The sequence below is a fragment of the Pseudomonas sp. OV546 genome (assembly GCF_900116845.1).
Taxonomy (GTDB): domain Bacteria; phylum Pseudomonadota; class Gammaproteobacteria; order Pseudomonadales; family Pseudomonadaceae; genus Aquipseudomonas; species Aquipseudomonas petroselini.
This window is the reverse complement of the sequence record NZ_FPCE01000025.1, coordinates 1-16,569: the sequence shown is the minus strand read 5'-3', so window position 1 is coordinate 16,569 and position 16,569 is coordinate 1. Positions and strand designations below refer to the sequence as shown.

Annotated in this window: 15 protein-coding genes; 5 read left to right on the top strand and 10 right to left on the bottom strand. The window is 61.8% G+C overall.

From position 1 onward, the window contains the following. Nucleotides 1-39: 39 nt before the first annotated feature. Genes BM403_RS30700 through BM403_RS30690 form a run of 3 tightly spaced genes read right to left on the bottom strand, consistent with a single transcriptional unit; the run spans nt 40 to nt 2,305 of the window. Complete coding sequence (locus BM403_RS30700) at nt 40-456, bottom strand: SRPBCC family protein (RefSeq protein WP_012723772.1); 417 nt, start codon at nt 454-456, stop codon at nt 40-42. A 29-nt stretch (nt 457-485) separates the two neighbouring features. After that, nucleotides 486-1,283: an SDR family NAD(P)-dependent oxidoreductase gene (locus BM403_RS30695; RefSeq protein WP_012723771.1), complete on the bottom strand. Its 798-nt coding sequence runs from the start codon at nt 1,281-1,283 to the stop codon at nt 486-488. A gap of 17 nt (nt 1,284-1,300) precedes the next feature. Then, entirely contained in the window at nt 1,301-2,305 is a 1,005-nt protein-coding gene (locus BM403_RS30690; RefSeq protein WP_093546898.1) for an aldo/keto reductase, read from the bottom strand. Between the two features lie 127 nt (nt 2,306-2,432). On the opposite strand from BM403_RS30690, the gene BM403_RS30685 reads away from it, so the two are divergent. Then, complete coding sequence (locus tag BM403_RS30685) at nt 2,433-3,326, top strand: LysR substrate-binding domain-containing protein (protein ID WP_046034027.1); 894 nt, start codon at nt 2,433-2,435, stop codon at nt 3,324-3,326. 51 nt (nt 3,327-3,377) lie between these two features. Here the strand turns inward: BM403_RS30685 and BM403_RS30680 are convergent, their stop codons facing one another. Both BM403_RS30680 and BM403_RS30675 read right to left on the bottom strand, forming a co-directional pair. Then, nucleotides 3,378-4,670 carry an NAD(P)/FAD-dependent oxidoreductase gene (locus BM403_RS30680; protein WP_093546896.1) on the bottom strand — a complete coding sequence of 431 codons (1,293 nt, stop codon included), beginning with the start codon at nt 4,668-4,670 and terminating at the stop codon, nt 3,378-3,380. After that, nucleotides 4,667-5,755, bottom strand: a complete 1,089-nt coding sequence (locus BM403_RS30675; RefSeq protein ID WP_012723766.1) for a polyamine ABC transporter substrate-binding protein — start codon at nt 5,753-5,755, stop codon at nt 4,667-4,669. The genes BM403_RS30680 and BM403_RS30675 overlap by 4 nt, the downstream gene beginning before the upstream one ends. A gap of 209 nt (nt 5,756-5,964) precedes the next feature. Here BM403_RS30675 and BM403_RS30670 point away from each other — a divergent pair, with 209 nt between their 5' ends. Together BM403_RS30670 and BM403_RS30665 are read left to right on the top strand one after the other, a co-directional pair. Then, complete coding sequence (locus BM403_RS30670; RefSeq protein ID WP_046034024.1) at nt 5,965-6,852, top strand: helix-turn-helix domain-containing protein; 888 nt, start codon at nt 5,965-5,967, stop codon at nt 6,850-6,852. Between the two features lie 87 nt (nt 6,853-6,939). Then, entirely contained in the window at nt 6,940-9,102 is a 2,163-nt protein-coding gene (locus BM403_RS30665) for a TonB-dependent siderophore receptor (protein WP_093546893.1), read from the top strand. Nucleotides 9,103-9,105: 3 nt separating this feature from the next. Here the strand turns inward: BM403_RS30665 and BM403_RS30660 are convergent, their stop codons facing one another. Together BM403_RS30660 and BM403_RS30655 are read right to left on the bottom strand one after the other, a co-directional pair. Next, nucleotides 9,106-9,543: a carboxymuconolactone decarboxylase family protein gene (locus tag BM403_RS30660; RefSeq protein ID WP_093546890.1), complete on the bottom strand. Its 438-nt coding sequence runs from the start codon at nt 9,541-9,543 to the stop codon at nt 9,106-9,108. 434 nt (nt 9,544-9,977) lie between these two features. Continuing rightward, entirely contained in the window at nt 9,978-10,448 is a 471-nt protein-coding gene (locus tag BM403_RS30655) for an Lrp/AsnC family transcriptional regulator (protein ID WP_012723762.1), read from the bottom strand. 123 nt (nt 10,449-10,571) lie between these two features. On the opposite strand from BM403_RS30655, the gene BM403_RS30650 reads away from it, so the two are divergent. Then, nucleotides 10,572-11,807 carry a methionine gamma-lyase gene (locus tag BM403_RS30650; protein ID WP_093546887.1) on the top strand — a complete coding sequence of 412 codons (1,236 nt, stop codon included), beginning with the start codon at nt 10,572-10,574 and terminating at the stop codon, nt 11,805-11,807. Nucleotides 11,808-11,962: 155 nt separating this feature from the next. Next, nucleotides 11,963-12,634, top strand: a complete 672-nt coding sequence (locus BM403_RS30645; protein WP_093546884.1) for a helix-turn-helix transcriptional regulator — start codon at nt 11,963-11,965, stop codon at nt 12,632-12,634. Between the two features lie 70 nt (nt 12,635-12,704). Here the strand turns inward: BM403_RS30645 and BM403_RS30640 are convergent, their stop codons facing one another. The 3 genes from BM403_RS30640 to BM403_RS32025 form a co-directional block, all read right to left on the bottom strand. After that, nucleotides 12,705-14,663: a MacB family efflux pump subunit gene (locus BM403_RS30640; RefSeq protein ID WP_012723759.1), complete on the bottom strand. Its 1,959-nt coding sequence runs from the start codon at nt 14,661-14,663 to the stop codon at nt 12,705-12,707. Between the two features lie 3 nt (nt 14,664-14,666). Then, nucleotides 14,667-15,818 carry a macrolide transporter subunit MacA gene (macA, locus tag BM403_RS30635; protein ID WP_046034020.1) on the bottom strand — a complete coding sequence of 384 codons (1,152 nt, stop codon included), beginning with the start codon at nt 15,816-15,818 and terminating at the stop codon, nt 14,667-14,669. Between the two features lie 286 nt (nt 15,819-16,104). Beyond that, a partial coding sequence (locus BM403_RS32025) for a hypothetical protein (RefSeq protein WP_139238016.1) occupies nt 16,105-16,569 on the bottom strand: 465 nt, incomplete at its 5' end.

Below are 16,569 nucleotides of genomic sequence, written 5' to 3'. Positions count from 1 at the left end.
GCCCCTCCCACATTGTTTTGCTGAGCCTGAAGGATGGAATCAGGCCGGGAAGTTGGCCCGCAACGCCTCCAACCCACCGCTGTAGACACCGGCAAACAACTCCTCCACCGCCGAATCCGTAGTCCCCACCGCCGGGGTGAACACACCGGACCAGGTGACTTTCGCCGACGTCTCACTCAGCGCTTCAACCTGCAACGTCGCCAGGTACGCACTCACCGGAAACGGCGACTGCTCGATGGTGTAGCTGTAAGTACGCCCCACGTTATCGAACGTCTGCAAACGCTCGACCACCACGCCGCCATCGGCGGTTTCCAGATGCCGCACACGGCCGCCATCGCTGGGCTCGCTCTTGACGATAAACGGCAGCCAGTCCGGCAGGCTGTTGAAGCCGCCGACCAATTGCCAGACCTGATCGGCCGAAACCGGAACTTCAATGACCGAAGACGCTGTTGCCACGATTAATACTCCCTAAAATGAAAAACAATTCAGATTGCCATGCTGTCGACAACACCACCGTCGACCCGCAACGCGGCACCGGTGGTGGCAGAAGACAGGGGTGAAGCAATGTAAGCCACCAAGTTGGCGACTTCATCCACATTCGCCGCCCGCTGGATGATCGACGTCGGCCGCGCATGACGCACGAAGACATCCGCCTCGTCCCGCGCACTGCGCCCGGATTTCTGGGTCGCGTCCTTGAGCATCTGCTCCAGGCCATCGGTGAAGGTCGGGCCCGGCAGCACGGCGTTGACCGTCACACCCGTCCCTGCGAGGCGCTTGGCCAAGCCATGGGACACCGCCAGGTTGGCGCTTTTGGTCACGCCATAATTGATCATGTCCGCCGGCGTCGCCACACCGGATTCCGACGACACGAAGATCACCCGCCCCCAGCCTTGCTCGACCATGCCCGGCACGTAATGGCGCGCCAGGCGTACGCCGGAGATCACGTTGACCTCGTAGAAGCGCGTCCACTCACTGTCCGGCGCCTCAAAGAAATCCACATCGTTGAAGATGCCCAGGTTGTTGACCAGGATGTCGGCACGCGGTTCGGCGGCGAACAGTTTTTCTGCGCCTTCGACCGTGCCGAGGTCCGCCACCCACCCGCGCAGGTCCGCGCCTGGCACGGCCTGACGGATGCTCGCCAATGCATCATCCACCTTGCCGGCGTCACGTCCGATCACCACCACCGTGGCGCCGGACTGTGCCAGCGCGAGGCTGATACCCAGGCCGATACCGGCGGTGCTGCCGCTGACGATGGCCACTTTACCGCTTACATCAATTTTCATCGGTTGAACTCCTGAAGTTATCGCGGCAGTGGTGCACGGTCCGAAATCAATCGGGCATCGCGCAGGGCCTGCCAGAAGGCTGCCGGGATTTTCTCTGACAACGCCACGACGTCTTCGGCAATCCGCCCCGGACGACTGGCGCCTGGAATCACCGCCGCCACGGCCAGGTGCGCCAGGGAGAATTGCAGGGCCGCAGCTTTCACGCTCACGCCAAACGCTTGGGCAATTGCCTTGATCTGCTCGACCTTTTGGATGATCGCCGGGCTGGCCTGCTGGTATTCGAAATGCTCACCACCGGCGAGAATGCCGGAGCTGTAGGGGCCACCGACGACGATCTCGACGTGCTGCGCCAGGGCCGCGTCCATCAGGCGTTGCAGGGCGCGATCGTGGTCCAACAGAGTGTAGCGGCCGGCCAGCAAAAAGCCGTCGGGTTGCGCTTCGGTCAGGTCCAGGGTCAGTTCGCAGGGCTCGACGCGGTTCACACCCAGGCCCCAGGCCTTGATCACACCCTCTTCGCGCAGCCGGGTGAGGACTTTGAACGCGCCGGTGCGGGCTTGGTTGAAGTATTCCAGCCACTGGTCGCCGTAGAAGTCTTGGGCGATATCATGGATCCACACGATGTCCAGGCGATCGGTCTGCAGGCGTTCCAGGCTGTCTTCAATCGAGCGCATCGTTGCATCGGCGCTGTAGTCGTTGACCATCTTGTTCGGGCGACCGTGTTCGAACACGCCGCTTTTTTCGCCAAGGTCACGGGGGCTTTCTTCGACTTCATCAAGAATCACCCGGCCGACTTTGGTGCTGAGCACGAAGTCATCGCGGTTGTACTGCGACAGCGCCTGGCCCAGACGCAATTCGGAAAGGCCCGAGCCATAGAACGGCGCGGTGTCGAAGTAGCGCACGCCGGCGTTCCAGACGGCCTCGACAGTGGCCTGGGCTTCTGCTTCGGGGATGGCGCGGAACATATTGCCCAGCGGTGCGGTGCCGAAGCCCAGAACGCCGGGCAGTGTGTCTTTCAAACTCATGGTGGGATCCTCAATCGGTTCGTGGTCGCGGTGACCGTTGAGCAGAGGCTAGATTGCCTAGGTCGGACCGTCCAAGACATACTGCGACCAACTTGAGTCGCTACAGGTCTTAAAGAAAAGGTCCAACATGATCGATCTCCGTCAACTGCGCTATTTCGAAGTGGTCGCTGAAGAAGAACACGTCGGCCGCGCCGCCGAGCGCTTGCACATCTCCCAATCGCCGCTGAGCCGGCAGATCGCCCAGCTCGAAGAGCGCCTGGGCCTGACCCTGTTCGAACGCAGCCAGCAACGCATCCGCCTGACCCGTGACGGCCAGACCTTCCTGGCGGAAACCAAGGCGCTGCTGACCCACGCCAATCGCCTGGAGTCCCTGGGCAAGCGCCTGGGCCGCGGTGAAGAAGGCGGCCTGTGCATCGGCTATATCGAAAACGCCATGCACGCCGGCGTACTGCCCAACGCCTTGCGCGTCCTGAGGGATGACCGGCCCACCGTGCATATCAAGCTGTACAACCAGCCCTCCCTCGAACAACTCGAAGGCCTGCGCCAACGCAGCCTGGACATTGCCCTGGTCGGCGAACCACCCGCCGCCGATGACCCGGACCTGACCGCGCTGCAGGTGCTCGACGACCCCATGCTGCTGGCATTGCCCGAGCATCATCCATTGGCCCGCCAAAACGCGCTGTTGCCGCAACACCTGGCCGACCAGGAATGGATCGGGGTGCAGCGCAAACCCGGCGCCAACCCCGCCGACGACTTCGTCGCCGCCTGCATCCGCGCCGGTTTCACCCCGCAGATTCCCATGGAGGCCGGTGAGCCGTTTACCGCCTTGGGGCTGGTCGCTTCGGGGCTGGGCGTGGCGATGGTGCAAAAAGGCCTGAGCCGCAATGCACCACCGGGCGTGGTGTTGCGGGAGTTGCCGTGGATGACCTACACCACGCCGCTGTGGGCGGCGTGGCATCGGATAAACCTCCGGCCGTTGGTAGAAACCTTCCGAAAGGTACTCACCGCTCCCCAAGACTGATGGGATACAAAATGTGGGAGGGGGCTTGCTTCCTCCCACATTGGATTGTGACTAGAGCCATTCCCGCAACCGATACCACATCATCCCCAGCGCCAACAGCGGCGAACGCAGCGCCTTGCCGCCGGGGAACGTCATGTGCGGCACTTGGCTGAACATATCCAGGCCCTGGCTGTGACCGGCATGGATACCCTCGGCCAGCAGCCTTGCACACCAGTGCGTCACGTTCAGCCCATGCCCCGAATACCCCTGGGCATAAAACACATTCGGGTACTGCTTCAGCCGCCCCACCTGCGGAAAACGGTTGGCCGTGATGCCGATCTTGCCGCCCCACTGAAACTCAATGGCGGTCTGGGCCAATTGCGGGAAGACCTTGAGCATTTTCGGCTGCATATAGGCGGCGATGTCCGCTGGGTCGCGTCCGGAGTAATGGCAGGCGCCGCCGAACAACAGGCGTCGGTCGGCGGACAGTCGGTAGTAGTCCAGGCCGACTTTCTGGTCGCACAGCGCGAAGTTTTGCGGGATCAACGGGGTGGCGATGTCCTCCGATAACGGCTCGGTGGCGATGATGTAGCTGCCGGCCGGAAGCACCTTGCCGCTCAAACGGGGCTCCAGTTCCTCCAGGTGCGCATTGCACGCCAGCACCAGGCTGGCCGCGCGCACGGTGCCACCGGCGCAGCGCACCTGCACGGTGTCGCCGTGGAGCAGTTCCAGCACTTCGGTGTGCTCGAAAATCCGCACGCCGAGGGACTCGGCCAGCCGTGCTTCACCCAATACCAGGTTCAGCGGATGCAAATGCCCGGAGCCCATGTCCACCAGGCCACCGGCATACACTGTCGAGCCCACCACCTGTTGCATGTCCTGTGGGCCGACCAGGCGGGTTTCATGCACGTACCCCAGGTTGGCCAGGTGTGCCTGCTCGGCCTTGAACGCGGCGAATTGTGCCGGCGTATTGGCCAATTCACAAAAGCCCCAGCGCAGGTCGCAGTCGATGCTGTGCTCGCGAATGCGCTCGCCCACCAGCGCCACCGACTCAATCCCGGCGCGTTCCAGGTAACGCACGCCCTCCTCGCCCACATGCTTGGCGAACCCCGACACATCATGGCCGATGCCGCGAATCAACTGCCCGCCATTGCGCCCGCTGGCGCCCCAGCCGATGCGCCGGGCTTCCAACAGGACTACCGAGAGCCCACGCTGGGCCAGTTCGATGGCGGTATTGACGCCGGTGAACCCGCCGCCGATCACGCACACGTCAGCGGTCAGGTCGGTGCCCAGGGCCGGACGCTCCGCCAGGGCGTTGGCCGTGGCTCGGTAGTAGGAGTGGGCGTGGTCAGTTGACTGGATCATTTATTGGTCTTCACTTTGCTCCACGCGCGGGTCATCAGGCGCATGGTCGCCGGGGTGGGCGTGGTGGAAATGTAGAGTTTGTCGAGCACGGCCTGTGGCGGGTACACCTCGGGGTTGTTTACCAGTTCCGGGGCCATGAAGGCCTTGGCGGCCGGGTTGGCATTGGCATAGCCCACCGAGGCGCTGACCTTGGCGATCACTTCAGGGTCGAGCAGGTAGTTGATGAACGCGTGGGCTTCTTTCGGGTTACTCGCGTCGGCGGGAATCGCCAACAGGTCGAACCACAGGTTGGAGCCTTCCTTGGGAATCGAATAGGCAATGTTCACGCCGTTCTTGGCTTCCTTGGCGCGGTTGGCGGCTTGGAACACGTCGCCGGAATAACCGAAGGCCACGCAGATATCGCCGTTGGCCAAGTCCGAGATGTACTTGGAGGAATGGAAATAGGTGATGTACGGCCGCAGCGTCAGCAGCTTGGCTTCGGCCTGCTTGTAGTCCTCGGGATTCTCACTGCGCGGGTCCTTGCCCAGGTAGTTGAGGATGGCCGGGAACAGCTCGTCCGCCGAATCGAGGAAGGCCACGCCGCACTGGTTGAGCTTCTTGATGTTCTCGGGCTCGAACAGCACCGCCCACGAATCGATACGGTCGACGCCGAGCACCTGCTTGACCTTGTCGACGTTGTAACCGATGCCATTGGTGCCCCACAGGTACGGCACCGAGTGTGCGTTACCGGGGTCGTTTTTCTCCAGCAGCGCGAGCAGCTTGGGGTCGAGGTTCTTGAAGTTGGGCAGTTGCGCACGGTCGAGCTTGAGGAACGCACCGGCCTTGACCTGTCGCGCCAGGAAGTGGTTGGACGGCACCACCACGTCATAGCCGGTGCGCCCGGCCAGCAACTTGCCCTCCAGGGTTTCGTTGGAGTCGAATACGTCGTAGACCGGCTGGATCCCGGTCTTGGCCTGGAAATCGGCCAGGGTGGTCTCGCCGATGTAGTCGGTCCAGTTGTAGATGCTCACCGTCGGTGCCGCCTGGCTGGTGCTGCTGAATGCCGCCACCAGTGCCAGCGGGAGAAGCTGTTTCACAAGACGCATATCGACACCCCTTTATTGGTTGTTAGACGCTCAACAGCACGACCCCACACGCCCAGGCACTGCTTGAGCCTGTCGCAGTCCATGGCTGGGGGACTGGCGTCGGCTTGTACACCTGGCGCATTGAGGTCTATCTTGAGGCCGCTGCCCGTCGGCATCTATCCACTTTGCACGCGCCACAACGCACCATTAGAGTGCGCCCAGGGTATCCCATGACACAGTCGACAGCGTTGCGCGTACAGGCCTTCACCACCGGTGATGTGGCCGCTCAATGCGGTGCGACACCCGGCTGGGTGCAGCAGTACCAGCAGATGTCCCCAGGGCATTTCGCCGGGCAGATCCGCTACCTCGACCTGCAAGGCGTGCAGGTGTACGAAGAGCGCATGAACACCCGCGTGGAGCAGCATTTCAACGCGCCGTCAGGGTCGTTGGCGTTCTGCTTCGACGGCAGCGACAACGCGCTGTACGTGCTCAATGGCGAAAGCCGCAACACCTGGATCACGCCGGAAAACTACCGCGAAGTGGCGGTGGTGTTCGGGCCGCAATTTGTGCAGCGTCATGGGCTGGATGTGGCAACACTCGAAGGCTTGTTCATGGCCCCGCTGACGTGCCAACAGAACGCGCTGTTCAGCCGTTGGTTAAGTAGCACGCTGACACGCTTGCCCACGGTCACCGATCCCGCCCCCCTCACCCAACAGCTGCTGGACGATTGCCTGTTCATCCTCGACAACGCCTGCGTCTGCCTGGACCGCCACGCGTTGCAGCGGCGCAGCGACGAACGCCAGTTGATGGCGCGCATTGGCGAATGGGCGGCAGACGTTCCGGACGAAACCGTCAACCTGCTGGAACTGGCCCGGATTGCCGGCGTGCCGTTGCGACAGTTGCAGCAGGGCTTCAAGACCTACACCGGCATGAGCCCGGCGCAGTGGTTGCGGCTGCGACGGTTGAATGGGGCGCGACGGGAGTTATTGAACTCACCCGGCACCACGGTGGCGGAGGTGGCGATGAATTGGTCGTTCTGGCATTTGGGGCGGTTTTCCAACAGTTATCGCGCGCTGTTCAAGGAATTGCCCAGTGAAACGTTGAAACATCGCCACTAACGGAGAAACCTTCTCAATACCTTGTAAAACCTGGCCGATATGCCTAGCTTATGCGCCCCCCGCCCTGCGCTTTAAGGCCTTGCCCCCATGGTTTCGCGTTTTCGTCCCGTCGTCACCTCACGTTTCGCCCTCGGCCTGCTGCTCAGTGGCAGCATCGGTAACAGCCTGGCGGCTGAAATTGAGCTGCCGGCGGTGAAGGTCCAAGGCCAGGACACGTCAGGCTACCGCGGTGAAACCGCCTCGGTCGGCAGCTTCGATGACGCGCCGCTGCTGGACACCCCGGCCTCGATCACCGTGATCAACGCCGCGCTGATCAAGGACCAGCAAGCGCGCCTGCTCAGTGAAGTGCTGCGTAACGATGCCTCGGTGGGCGACAGCTATGCGCCCATCGGCTATTACGAAAACTTTGTGGTGCGCGGCTTCTCGCTGAACGCGGCCAGCAGCTACAAGATCAATGGGCGCACCATCACCGGCGAGCAGAACGTTGCCCTGGAAAACAAGCAGCAGGTCGAAGTGCTCAAGGGCCTGGCGGGCCTGCAAAGCGGCATCTCCGAGCCCAGCGGCGTGATCAACTACGTGACCAAGCGCCCGGAAGATGTGCGCTCGGTGACCGTGTCCACCGACGATCGCGGCAGCGGCTATGTCGCCACCGACGTCGGCGGCTGGTTCGGCAGCGAGCAGCAGTTCGGCCTGCGCGCCAACGTCGCCCATGAAGACCTCAATTCCTATGTGGAACACGCCAACGGCCAGCGCGATTTTGTGGCCCTGGCGTTCGACTGGAACATCAGCCCGGACGCCCTGCTGCAACTGGACGCGGAGTACCAGGACAAGCAACAGCGCTCGGTGCCGGGTTACCAATTGCTGGGCGGCACGGAGGTGCCACACGGCGCCTCGCCAAAGAAACTGCTGGGGCACCAGACCGGCTCCAAACAGGTGGGGATCGACTCGCTGAACCTCACTGGAAAGTTCGAGTACCGCTTCAGCGATCAGTGGAAAGGCAGCCTCAGCGCGGCCCGCAGCAAGGTGGTGATCGACGATTACAGTTCGTTTGCCTGGGGTTGCTATGGGTCGACCCGTTGCACGTCAAGCGTACCGAACTACTTCAGCCCCGAAGGCAATTACGACGTCTATGACTACCGCAGCCCGGACGACACCCGCCGCGACGATGAGGTGCAGGCCGCGCTGACCGGGCTGTTCGACACCGCCGGCCTCGGCCATGAGCTGACGTTCGGCACCAGTGCGTTCCGCCGGGTGATCGACAAGCGAAAATCGGTTAACGAACTGATCGGCACCACCAACATCGACGTGGACGCGCCCTCGTTCACACCGACCGACAAACCCCTCAACGCCAGCCATCGCACCCTCGACAGCCGCCAGTACGGCCTGTTCGTCACCGACCGCATCCGCTTCAACGAGCAATGGCAGACGATCCTCGGCGGCCGCGAAGTGCGTCTGGACGAAAAGGCCTTCGACGGTGTCACTGGCAGCCAGGCGCGCCACACCCAGCAATACGTGTTCCTGCCGCAGGCATCGTTGATCTACAAACCGGTCGAGAGCATTTCGCTCTATACGAGCTACAGCAAAGGCCTGTCCCTGGGCGGTACCGCGCCATGGTTCGCCAGCAACGCCGATGAAACCCTGGCACCCACCACCTCGCGGCAACTCGAGGCCGGGGTCAAATACGACTGGCGCCGCATCAGCTTTGCCGCCGCCGTGTTCCAGACCCGCCAGGCCTACCAGTACGCCAAGCCTGATGGCGCCGGCAACTTCACTTACGTGCAACAGGGCGAGCAGAAGAACACCGGGCTGGAACTGTCGGCTAACGGTTGGGCCACCGAGCGCCTGCAAATCGCAACCAGCGTGGCCGCGATTCGTGCGCGGGTCACCGGCAGCGGTACGCCGGACTATGAAGGCCACCAGGCGATCAACGTGCCCAAGCTGCGCGCCAGCGTGTATGCGGACTATGCGTTGCCATGGGTGAACGGCCTGGCGGTGCTCGGTGGCGTGCAGTACAGCGCCAAGAAGTCCGCCAACCGCACCGGCACTGTCGAGGTGGGAGATTACGCGGTGGTGAATGTGGGCAGCCGCTACACCACCCAAGTGGACGGCTATGAGACGGTGTTTCGCCTGAGCGTCGACAACCTGTTCGACAAGCGCTACTGGCGCGACGCGGGCGAGTACATGGGCGATGACTACCTGTTCCAGGGCGCGCCACTGACGGCGCGCCTGAGTGCATCGGTCAACTTCTAAGGATTACTTGGGCATCTTGCGAAAACCCACGGCCAGGCGGTTCCAACTGTTGATGGTGGCGATCGCCACGCTCAGGTCGACCTGCTCCTGAGCGCTGAACTCGGCGGTCAACGTGTTGAAATCTTCATCCGGGGCATGGGTCTGGCTGAGCAGGGTCAGGCTTTCGGCCCAGGCCAGGGCAGCACGCTCACGTGGGGTGAAGAACGGCGTTTCGCGCCAGGCCGACAGGGTGTACAAGCGGCGCTCGGTCTCGCCGCCCTTGCGTGCATCGGCGGTGTGCATGTCGAGGCAGAAGGCGCAGCCGTTGATCTGCGATACGCGCAAGCGCACCAGTTCCAGCAGTGGCAGCTCGATGGACAGTTTGCCGACGGCGGCTTCCAGGGCGAGCATGGCTTTCATGGCGTCTGGGGAGGCGGTGTAGAAATCGGTACGGGTTTGCATGGTGATATTCCGGGGCAGTGGGGATTGATGGCTAGGTTAGTCATCGGGGCTTTGGGGAGGAATATCCAATTTTGGGTAAGACGGGGTGACCAATTGTTTGTGTGTGTGTTGGGTACATATTCGTTATTGGGGTAACGGCTGCTATTGGTTCCGCGCTTACAGCGGGCCGCTCGGTGTGCCCGTCATGCGACAGGGATTTGGGGGCCGCCCAAGCTCAAAAGCAGATCAAAAGCAGGCTGATATCTACCTGATGTATGAAGATCAAACTGTGGGAGGGGGCTTGTCCCCGATGGCGGTGTGTCATTTGCAGATGTATTAGCTGACACACCGCAATCGGGGGCAAGCCCCCTCCCACATTTGACCGAGATCGACAGTAAGAAATCGGCCGGCTCCAGGCCGTCGTTACCGAAGTAATGGATATGTACACACCCCCATCACCCCGGCAACGGAATAACCCGCAAAGCCCGCACCGACTTATAAGAAAAACTCGAATAAATTTCCTTAACGCAAGGCAGCGTCTGCAACACCTCCCGCGCAAACTCACCAAACGACTCCAGATCCCTAGCCACCACTTCCAACAAAAAATCATACCGCCCCGACACGTTATGACACGCCACCACCTCGGGAATCTCCAACAACCGTTGCTCAAACGCCCTGGCAATCTCCTGGGTATGACTCTCCATCATAATGCTGACAAACGCCGTCACCCCATACCCCAGCGCCTTGGGCGAGAGGATCGCCTGATACCCACTGATAACGCCACTCTCCTCCAGGTTGCGCACCCGGCGCCAACACGGTGAGGTCGTCAGGGAGACGCGGTCGGCCAACTCCGCCACCGTGAGTCGGGCATTGCCTTGCAACGCGTTTAAAAGGGCCTTATCGGTGCGGTCGAGACTGACGGGCATAACGTGCCTCTGATTGTTATTTTTAGACGATTTTCATCCCAGGATGCGGGAATTGGCAGCAAACATTGCAAAGTTCATCTCTGGTTATGAGCATAGCATTGTAGGAAATAAGGAGCGCCCGACATGAACAATAAACACAACACATTCGGCTTTTCCACCCGCGCCATCCACCACGGCTACGACCCCAAGGACCATCACGGCGCGCTCGTGCCGCCGATTTACCTGTCTGCCACCTTTGCATTCCCCACCGCCGAATACGGCGCCGCGTGTTTTGCTGGCGAAGCCACCGGCCACTTTTATACGCGCATTTCCAACCCGACCCTGGCACTGCTGGAGTCACGCATGGCGACGTTGGAAAACGGCGAGGCGGCAGTGGCTTTCAGTTCCGGCATGGGGGCGATCGCCGCCACGTTCTGGACCCTGCTGCGCCCCGGTGATGAAGTGATCGTCAGTCAGACGCTGTATGGCTGCACCTTCGCCCTGCTGCACCACGGCATCGGCGAATTCGGTATCAAGGTGCGGCATGTCGACCTCACCGACCTGGCCGCCCTGCAAGCGGCACTCTGCCCCGCCACCCGTATGATCTACTGCGAAACCCCGGCCAACCCCACCTTGCAACTGGTGGATATCGCCGCCGTGGCCGCCCTCGCCCATCAGCAGCCCAACGTCACCGTGGTGATCGACAACACCTACTGCACCCCCTATCTGCAACGCCCCCTCGACCTGGGCGCCGACGTGGTGGTGCATTCGGCCACCAAGTACCTCTGCGGCCACGGCGATATCACCGCGGGCATCGCCGTGAGCAGCCAGGCCCTGGCCCAGCGTATTCGCCTGCAAGGCCTCAAGGACCTGACCGGCGCGGTGATGTCGCCCCAGGACGCCTCGCTATTGATGCGCGGCCTCAAGACCCTGGCCCTGCGCATGGACCGCCATTGCAGCAATGCCCAGGCGGTGGCCGAAGCCCTGCAGGCGCACCCGGCCGTGCAGTGGGTGACTTACCCCGGTCTGCGCTCTTTCGCCCAATACGAACTGGCGACACGGCAGATGAAACTGCCCGGCGGCATGATTGCCTTCGAACTCAAGGGCGGGATCGACACCGGCCGGCGCTTCATGAATGCGCTCACAGTGTTCACGCGAGCGGTCAGCCTGGGGGATGCAGAGTCACTGGCCCAGCACCCGGCGAGCATGACCCATTCCACCTACACACCGGAGGAGCGTGCGGCGCACGGCATCAGCGAAGGGTTGGTGCGTTTGTCGGTGGGGCTGGAAGATATCGCCGACCTGCTGGCGGATGTGCAGCAGGCGCTGGCCAAGTGCGCCCGTACTGTTATGCGTCCTTCTAAGCTTGTGAATATTTAATCCGATTTTTTCAGATTGGATCCCCTTCCCGTCGCCAGGCTGTACTAGCATAGGTTCCGGCGGGAAGGACTATCACGGTAGGTTATTCGCATTGGCTAGCATCTTAATCCCCGCCGCTATAAAGCCGAATGCCTGCACGCCTCATGGACGAAATGATGAACTCACAGTTGTTCCCCCATATTGGCAAGGTCATCGCCAGCACCGGCAGTCGCCATTTCCCACGCATGCTGCATGACCTGATCCTCACTCAACTGGCAGTGGACGCCACCCATATCACGCAATTGCAGGTCAGCGCCGACGGCCACACCCAGCGCAAGATCAGCCCGATCTACACCGATTCGGTCGCGCCACTGGGCGAAGAACAACCCGCCGCCCAACTGCACCTCACCCGCCGCAGGGACAACGTGCGCTACGTGCTGTCGGTGTATCGCTCACACCAGTCCGACAGCTTTTCGCCGCAGGAGCGCAGCATGCTGCAGGACTTCTCCACGTTGCTATTGCCGATGGTGGAAAAGCACATCAGCGCGATCCAGCCATGCCGCACGGGCTGCGAGCCTGTGGTGGCGGAAAACCAAGGCATCGAAACCCTGCGCCGACGCATTGAAGAGCGCCTGGTGCAATCGGGGTTGAGCCTGTCCAAGCGGGAGCTTGAGGTGTGCGTGGGCCTGCTGGCCGGGCGTACCGCGCCGGAGTTGGCGGAGCAGTTGGCGTTGAAGGTCAACACCATCGAGAGTTACCTGAAACGCGCGGCGATCAAGCTGGGGATCAGTGGGCGGCATTCGCTGTTGCGGTGGATGTATGCCACTGAGGACACCGCTGGTTTTTAAGACAACACCGATCACAATGTGGGAGGGAGCTTGCCCCCTCCCACATTGGCTCCTCATTGGCAGACCGGTCTCAATCCCTTGCCAGTGCTTCAATCGGGTCCAGCCGTGCCGCATTCCGCGCCGGCACAAAGCCAAATACAATGCCGATCAGCGTCGAGCAGGCAAACGCGGTGATGATCGAGCCCAGTGAAAACACCATCTCCCATTCCTTCACAAACAACGAAAACAGAAACCCCAGGGCATACGACAGCGAGATCCCGATCAGCCCGCCAATCAGGCACACCATCACCGCTTCCACCAGGAACTGTTGGCGAATATCCGACTGGCGCGCGCCGACCGCCATGCGAATGCCGATCTCACGGGTACGCTCGGTGACGGACACCAACATGATATTCATCACGCCGATACCGCCCACCAGCAGCGAAATCACCGCGATCAACGACAACAACAGCGCCAGGGAGCGACTGGTCTTCTGCACCGTCTGCATGATGCTGTCGAGGTTGTTGGTGAAAAAATCCTTGGTGCCATGGCGTTGCAGCATGAGTTTATTGACGTTGTCTTCCACCACTTTGCTCGGCTGGCCGTCCTTGATACGCACGGTGATGCTGTCCAGATGGCGCTGCCCGAGCAAGCGCCCCGCCGCCGTTTCATAGGGCACCCACACGTTCAGCGCCTTGCTGGCGGCGAACATGTTTTTATTGTCGGCAGTCACCCCAATCACGGTGCACGGCAGGTTCCCCACCAGGATCACCTGGCCCAGCGGGTCGACATTTGGTCCGAACAGACGGTGCCGGGTGTTGTGGTCGATCACCACCACCTGGGCCTGACGCCGTGCGTCGCTTTCACTGAAGGCGATACCGGCCTCGAGCTTCAGGCCCTTCACCTTGAAATAGCGGTCGCTGACGCCATTGACCTGCGCATCCAGGTCGATATTGCCAAAACGCAGCAACAGGTTGCGGCCCACCACCGGCGTGGCGCTGTCGACGTAGTACAGCTGGTTCAACGCGTCCACATCCGAGGGCATCAAGGTCTCGATGGCCGAGGCGCGACTGTCGCCGAAACTGGTGCCGGAAAAGATATCGATGGTGTTGCTGCCGATCGCCTGGATGTCCTTGAGCACATAGCGCTTGGCGCCTTCACCGATGGCCGAGATCGACACCACCGAGGTAATGCCGATGACAATGCCGAGCATGGTCAGCAAGGTGCGCATGCGATGGGACACCAGCGCGACCCAGGCCATGTTGAACGCCTCCTTGAACAACCCCAGGCTCGCCACCAAGCGCCGGGCGCCGCTGCGCCTGGGCTCAATCGGGGTGTCGCTGGGCAGTTCCAGGCCGACACCGTCGTTGGCCTTGTCGCTGACAATCTCGCCGTCACTCACCTCGACGATACGCTGGGCATTCGCCGCGACCTTGGGGTCGTGGGTAACGATGATCACCGTGTGCCCGGCCGCGTGCAGCTCGGCGAGGATGCGCATCACCTCCTTGCCGCTGTGGGTGTCGAGGGCACCGGTGGGTTCATCGGCGAGGATCACTTCGCCGCCGTTCATCAACGCTCGGGCGATACTCACCCGTTGCTGCTGCCCGCCCGAGAGCTGGCTGGGGCGATGGGTGGTATGGCCCGCAAGGCCCAAGCGCGTGAGCAATTCCCGCGCGCGACTGTGCCGCGCGGTTTCCGGTGTGCCTGCGTAAATCGCCGGCATTTCCACGTTGTGCAAGGCACTCAGGTGCGCCAGCAAGTGATAGCGCTGGAAGATAAAACCAAAGTAGTCGCGGCGCAGTTCGGCCAACTGCTCGTCCCCCAGCGAGCGGGTCTCGATGCCATTGATCTTGTAGCTGCCCGCCGTGGCGTAATCCAGGCCGCCGAGGATGTTCATCAGGGTGGACTTCCCGGAGCCTGAGGCGCCGATGATCGCGACCATTTCCCCGGCATGTATCGTCAGGTCGATGCCCTTGAGCGCGATGAATTCACGCTCACCGGCCATGAAACTACGGGTGATGCCCTTGAGTTCCAACAGTGGCTGGGTCATGCGTCAGTTCCCCGCCACGGCCGGCGTGGCGTCGCCGATCACCACTTTGTCGCCTTCGGCCAGGCCGTCGAGGATCTGCACCTTGACGTTGTTGTTGATCCCGGTCTTCACATCCCGCGAAACCGCCTTGCCCTTGGCGTCCAGCACCCGCAGCGGGTAGCTGCCATCGTTGTTGCGTGCGCCAAGCGCCGCCACCGGCACCATCAACGCGGCCTGGGCAGTGTCGAGCACGATACGCACCTGGGCGGTCATGGCGATGCGCAGGCGGTGGTCGGGGTTGGGCACATCGAACAGCGCGTTATAGAACACCGCGGTGTTCTGCTTCGGCGTGCCGGCGGCCTGGGTTTCAAGGAAATTCTGCGGCGCCGGCTCGGTGCCGCGCAGCTTGGCGTAGTAGCGTTTGTCGGCCTCGCCGAGGATGGTGAAATACACCTGCTGGCCGGGGCTGATATGAATCACATCCGCTTCGGAGACCTGGGCCTTGACGGTCATGGTGTCCAGGTCGGCCAACTTGAGCAGCACTGGCGCCAGTTGGCTGGCGATCACGGTCTGGCCTTCCTGGGTGACGATGCCGACCACATCGCCGTCGATGGGCGCGACGATACGGGTGTAGGCCAGGTTGACCTTGGCCGTGTCGATCTGGATATGGGCGCTCTTGATCTGGGCATCCAGGGACAACAGGTTGGCCTGTTGTACTTGGAAGGTGGACTCGGCGTCTTCGAAGTCCTGGCGCGATACCGACTCGTCGTCCTGCAGGCCCTTGTAGCGTTCGTACACGGACTTGGCTTGCTTGAGCTGGGCCGCCGTCGCACGGCGTTGGGCCTGGAGGTTTTCTTCGTCGACCTGGGCTTTGCGCAGGGTGTTTTGCAGGATCAGTGGGTCGATTTCGGCGAGCCATTGGCCCTTCTTGACCTTGTCGCCGACCTTGACCTTGAGGGACTTCAATTGGCCGGAGACTTGGGCGCCGACGTCGACTTGCTTGATGCCTTCGAGCAGGCCGGTGGCGAGGACGGCGTTTTCGATATCGCCGCGTTCGGCGGTGGCGGTCAGGTATTGCGGCGCATCGGCGGGGGCTTGCACGGTGTAGATGACCAGGCCGATGGCGATGGCCAGTGTTGCGAGCATTCCTAGTTTGCGTAACCGTGACTTTTCCATAGGTAACCTTTGATCGTGTACATATCCGTTATCAGGGTAACGGCCGCTTATGGTTCCGCCCTTACGGCGGCTCACTTTTGAAGAGCGCAAAAGTAAGCAAAACGCTCTTGCCCCAACACTCGGCACCTCGCCTAGGCTCGGTGTGCCCTCACTCCGGCTTGAATCCGTGGGCCGCCGTCATGGGCCATCCTTGGCCCAAGACGGCTAACCCGGCGTCCTGCCGGGTTACCCACGGATTCAAGCCTGCGTTCGGCCAGCGTGTTTGACGGGGCGCCTGAGATCAAAATCAAAAGCAGATCAAAAGCAGGCTGATATCTACCTGATGTTTGGAGATCAAACTGTGGGAGGGGGCTTGCCCCCGATAGCAGTGGGACAGCCATATCTGCATCAACTGACACACCGCCATCGGGGGCAAGCCCCCTCCCACATTTGAACCGCGATCGACAAACGCAATACCGGTCGGCTTTAAGGCCGCCGCGCCCTGCCTTGGCTTTTGACCTTCGGCGCCCCGTAAACCCACGCTGGCCGAACACAGGCTTTGGAGCGTGGGTAACCCGGCAGGACGCCGAGTTAGCCGCGGACTGATATCTACCTGATGTATGGAGATCAAACTGTGGGAGGGGGCTTGCCCCCGATAGTAATGGGACAACCACAGATGCATCAACTGACACACCGCCATCGGGGGCAAGCCCCCTCCCACATTTGAACCGCGATCGACAATCGCAATACCGGTCGGCTTTAAGGCCGCCGC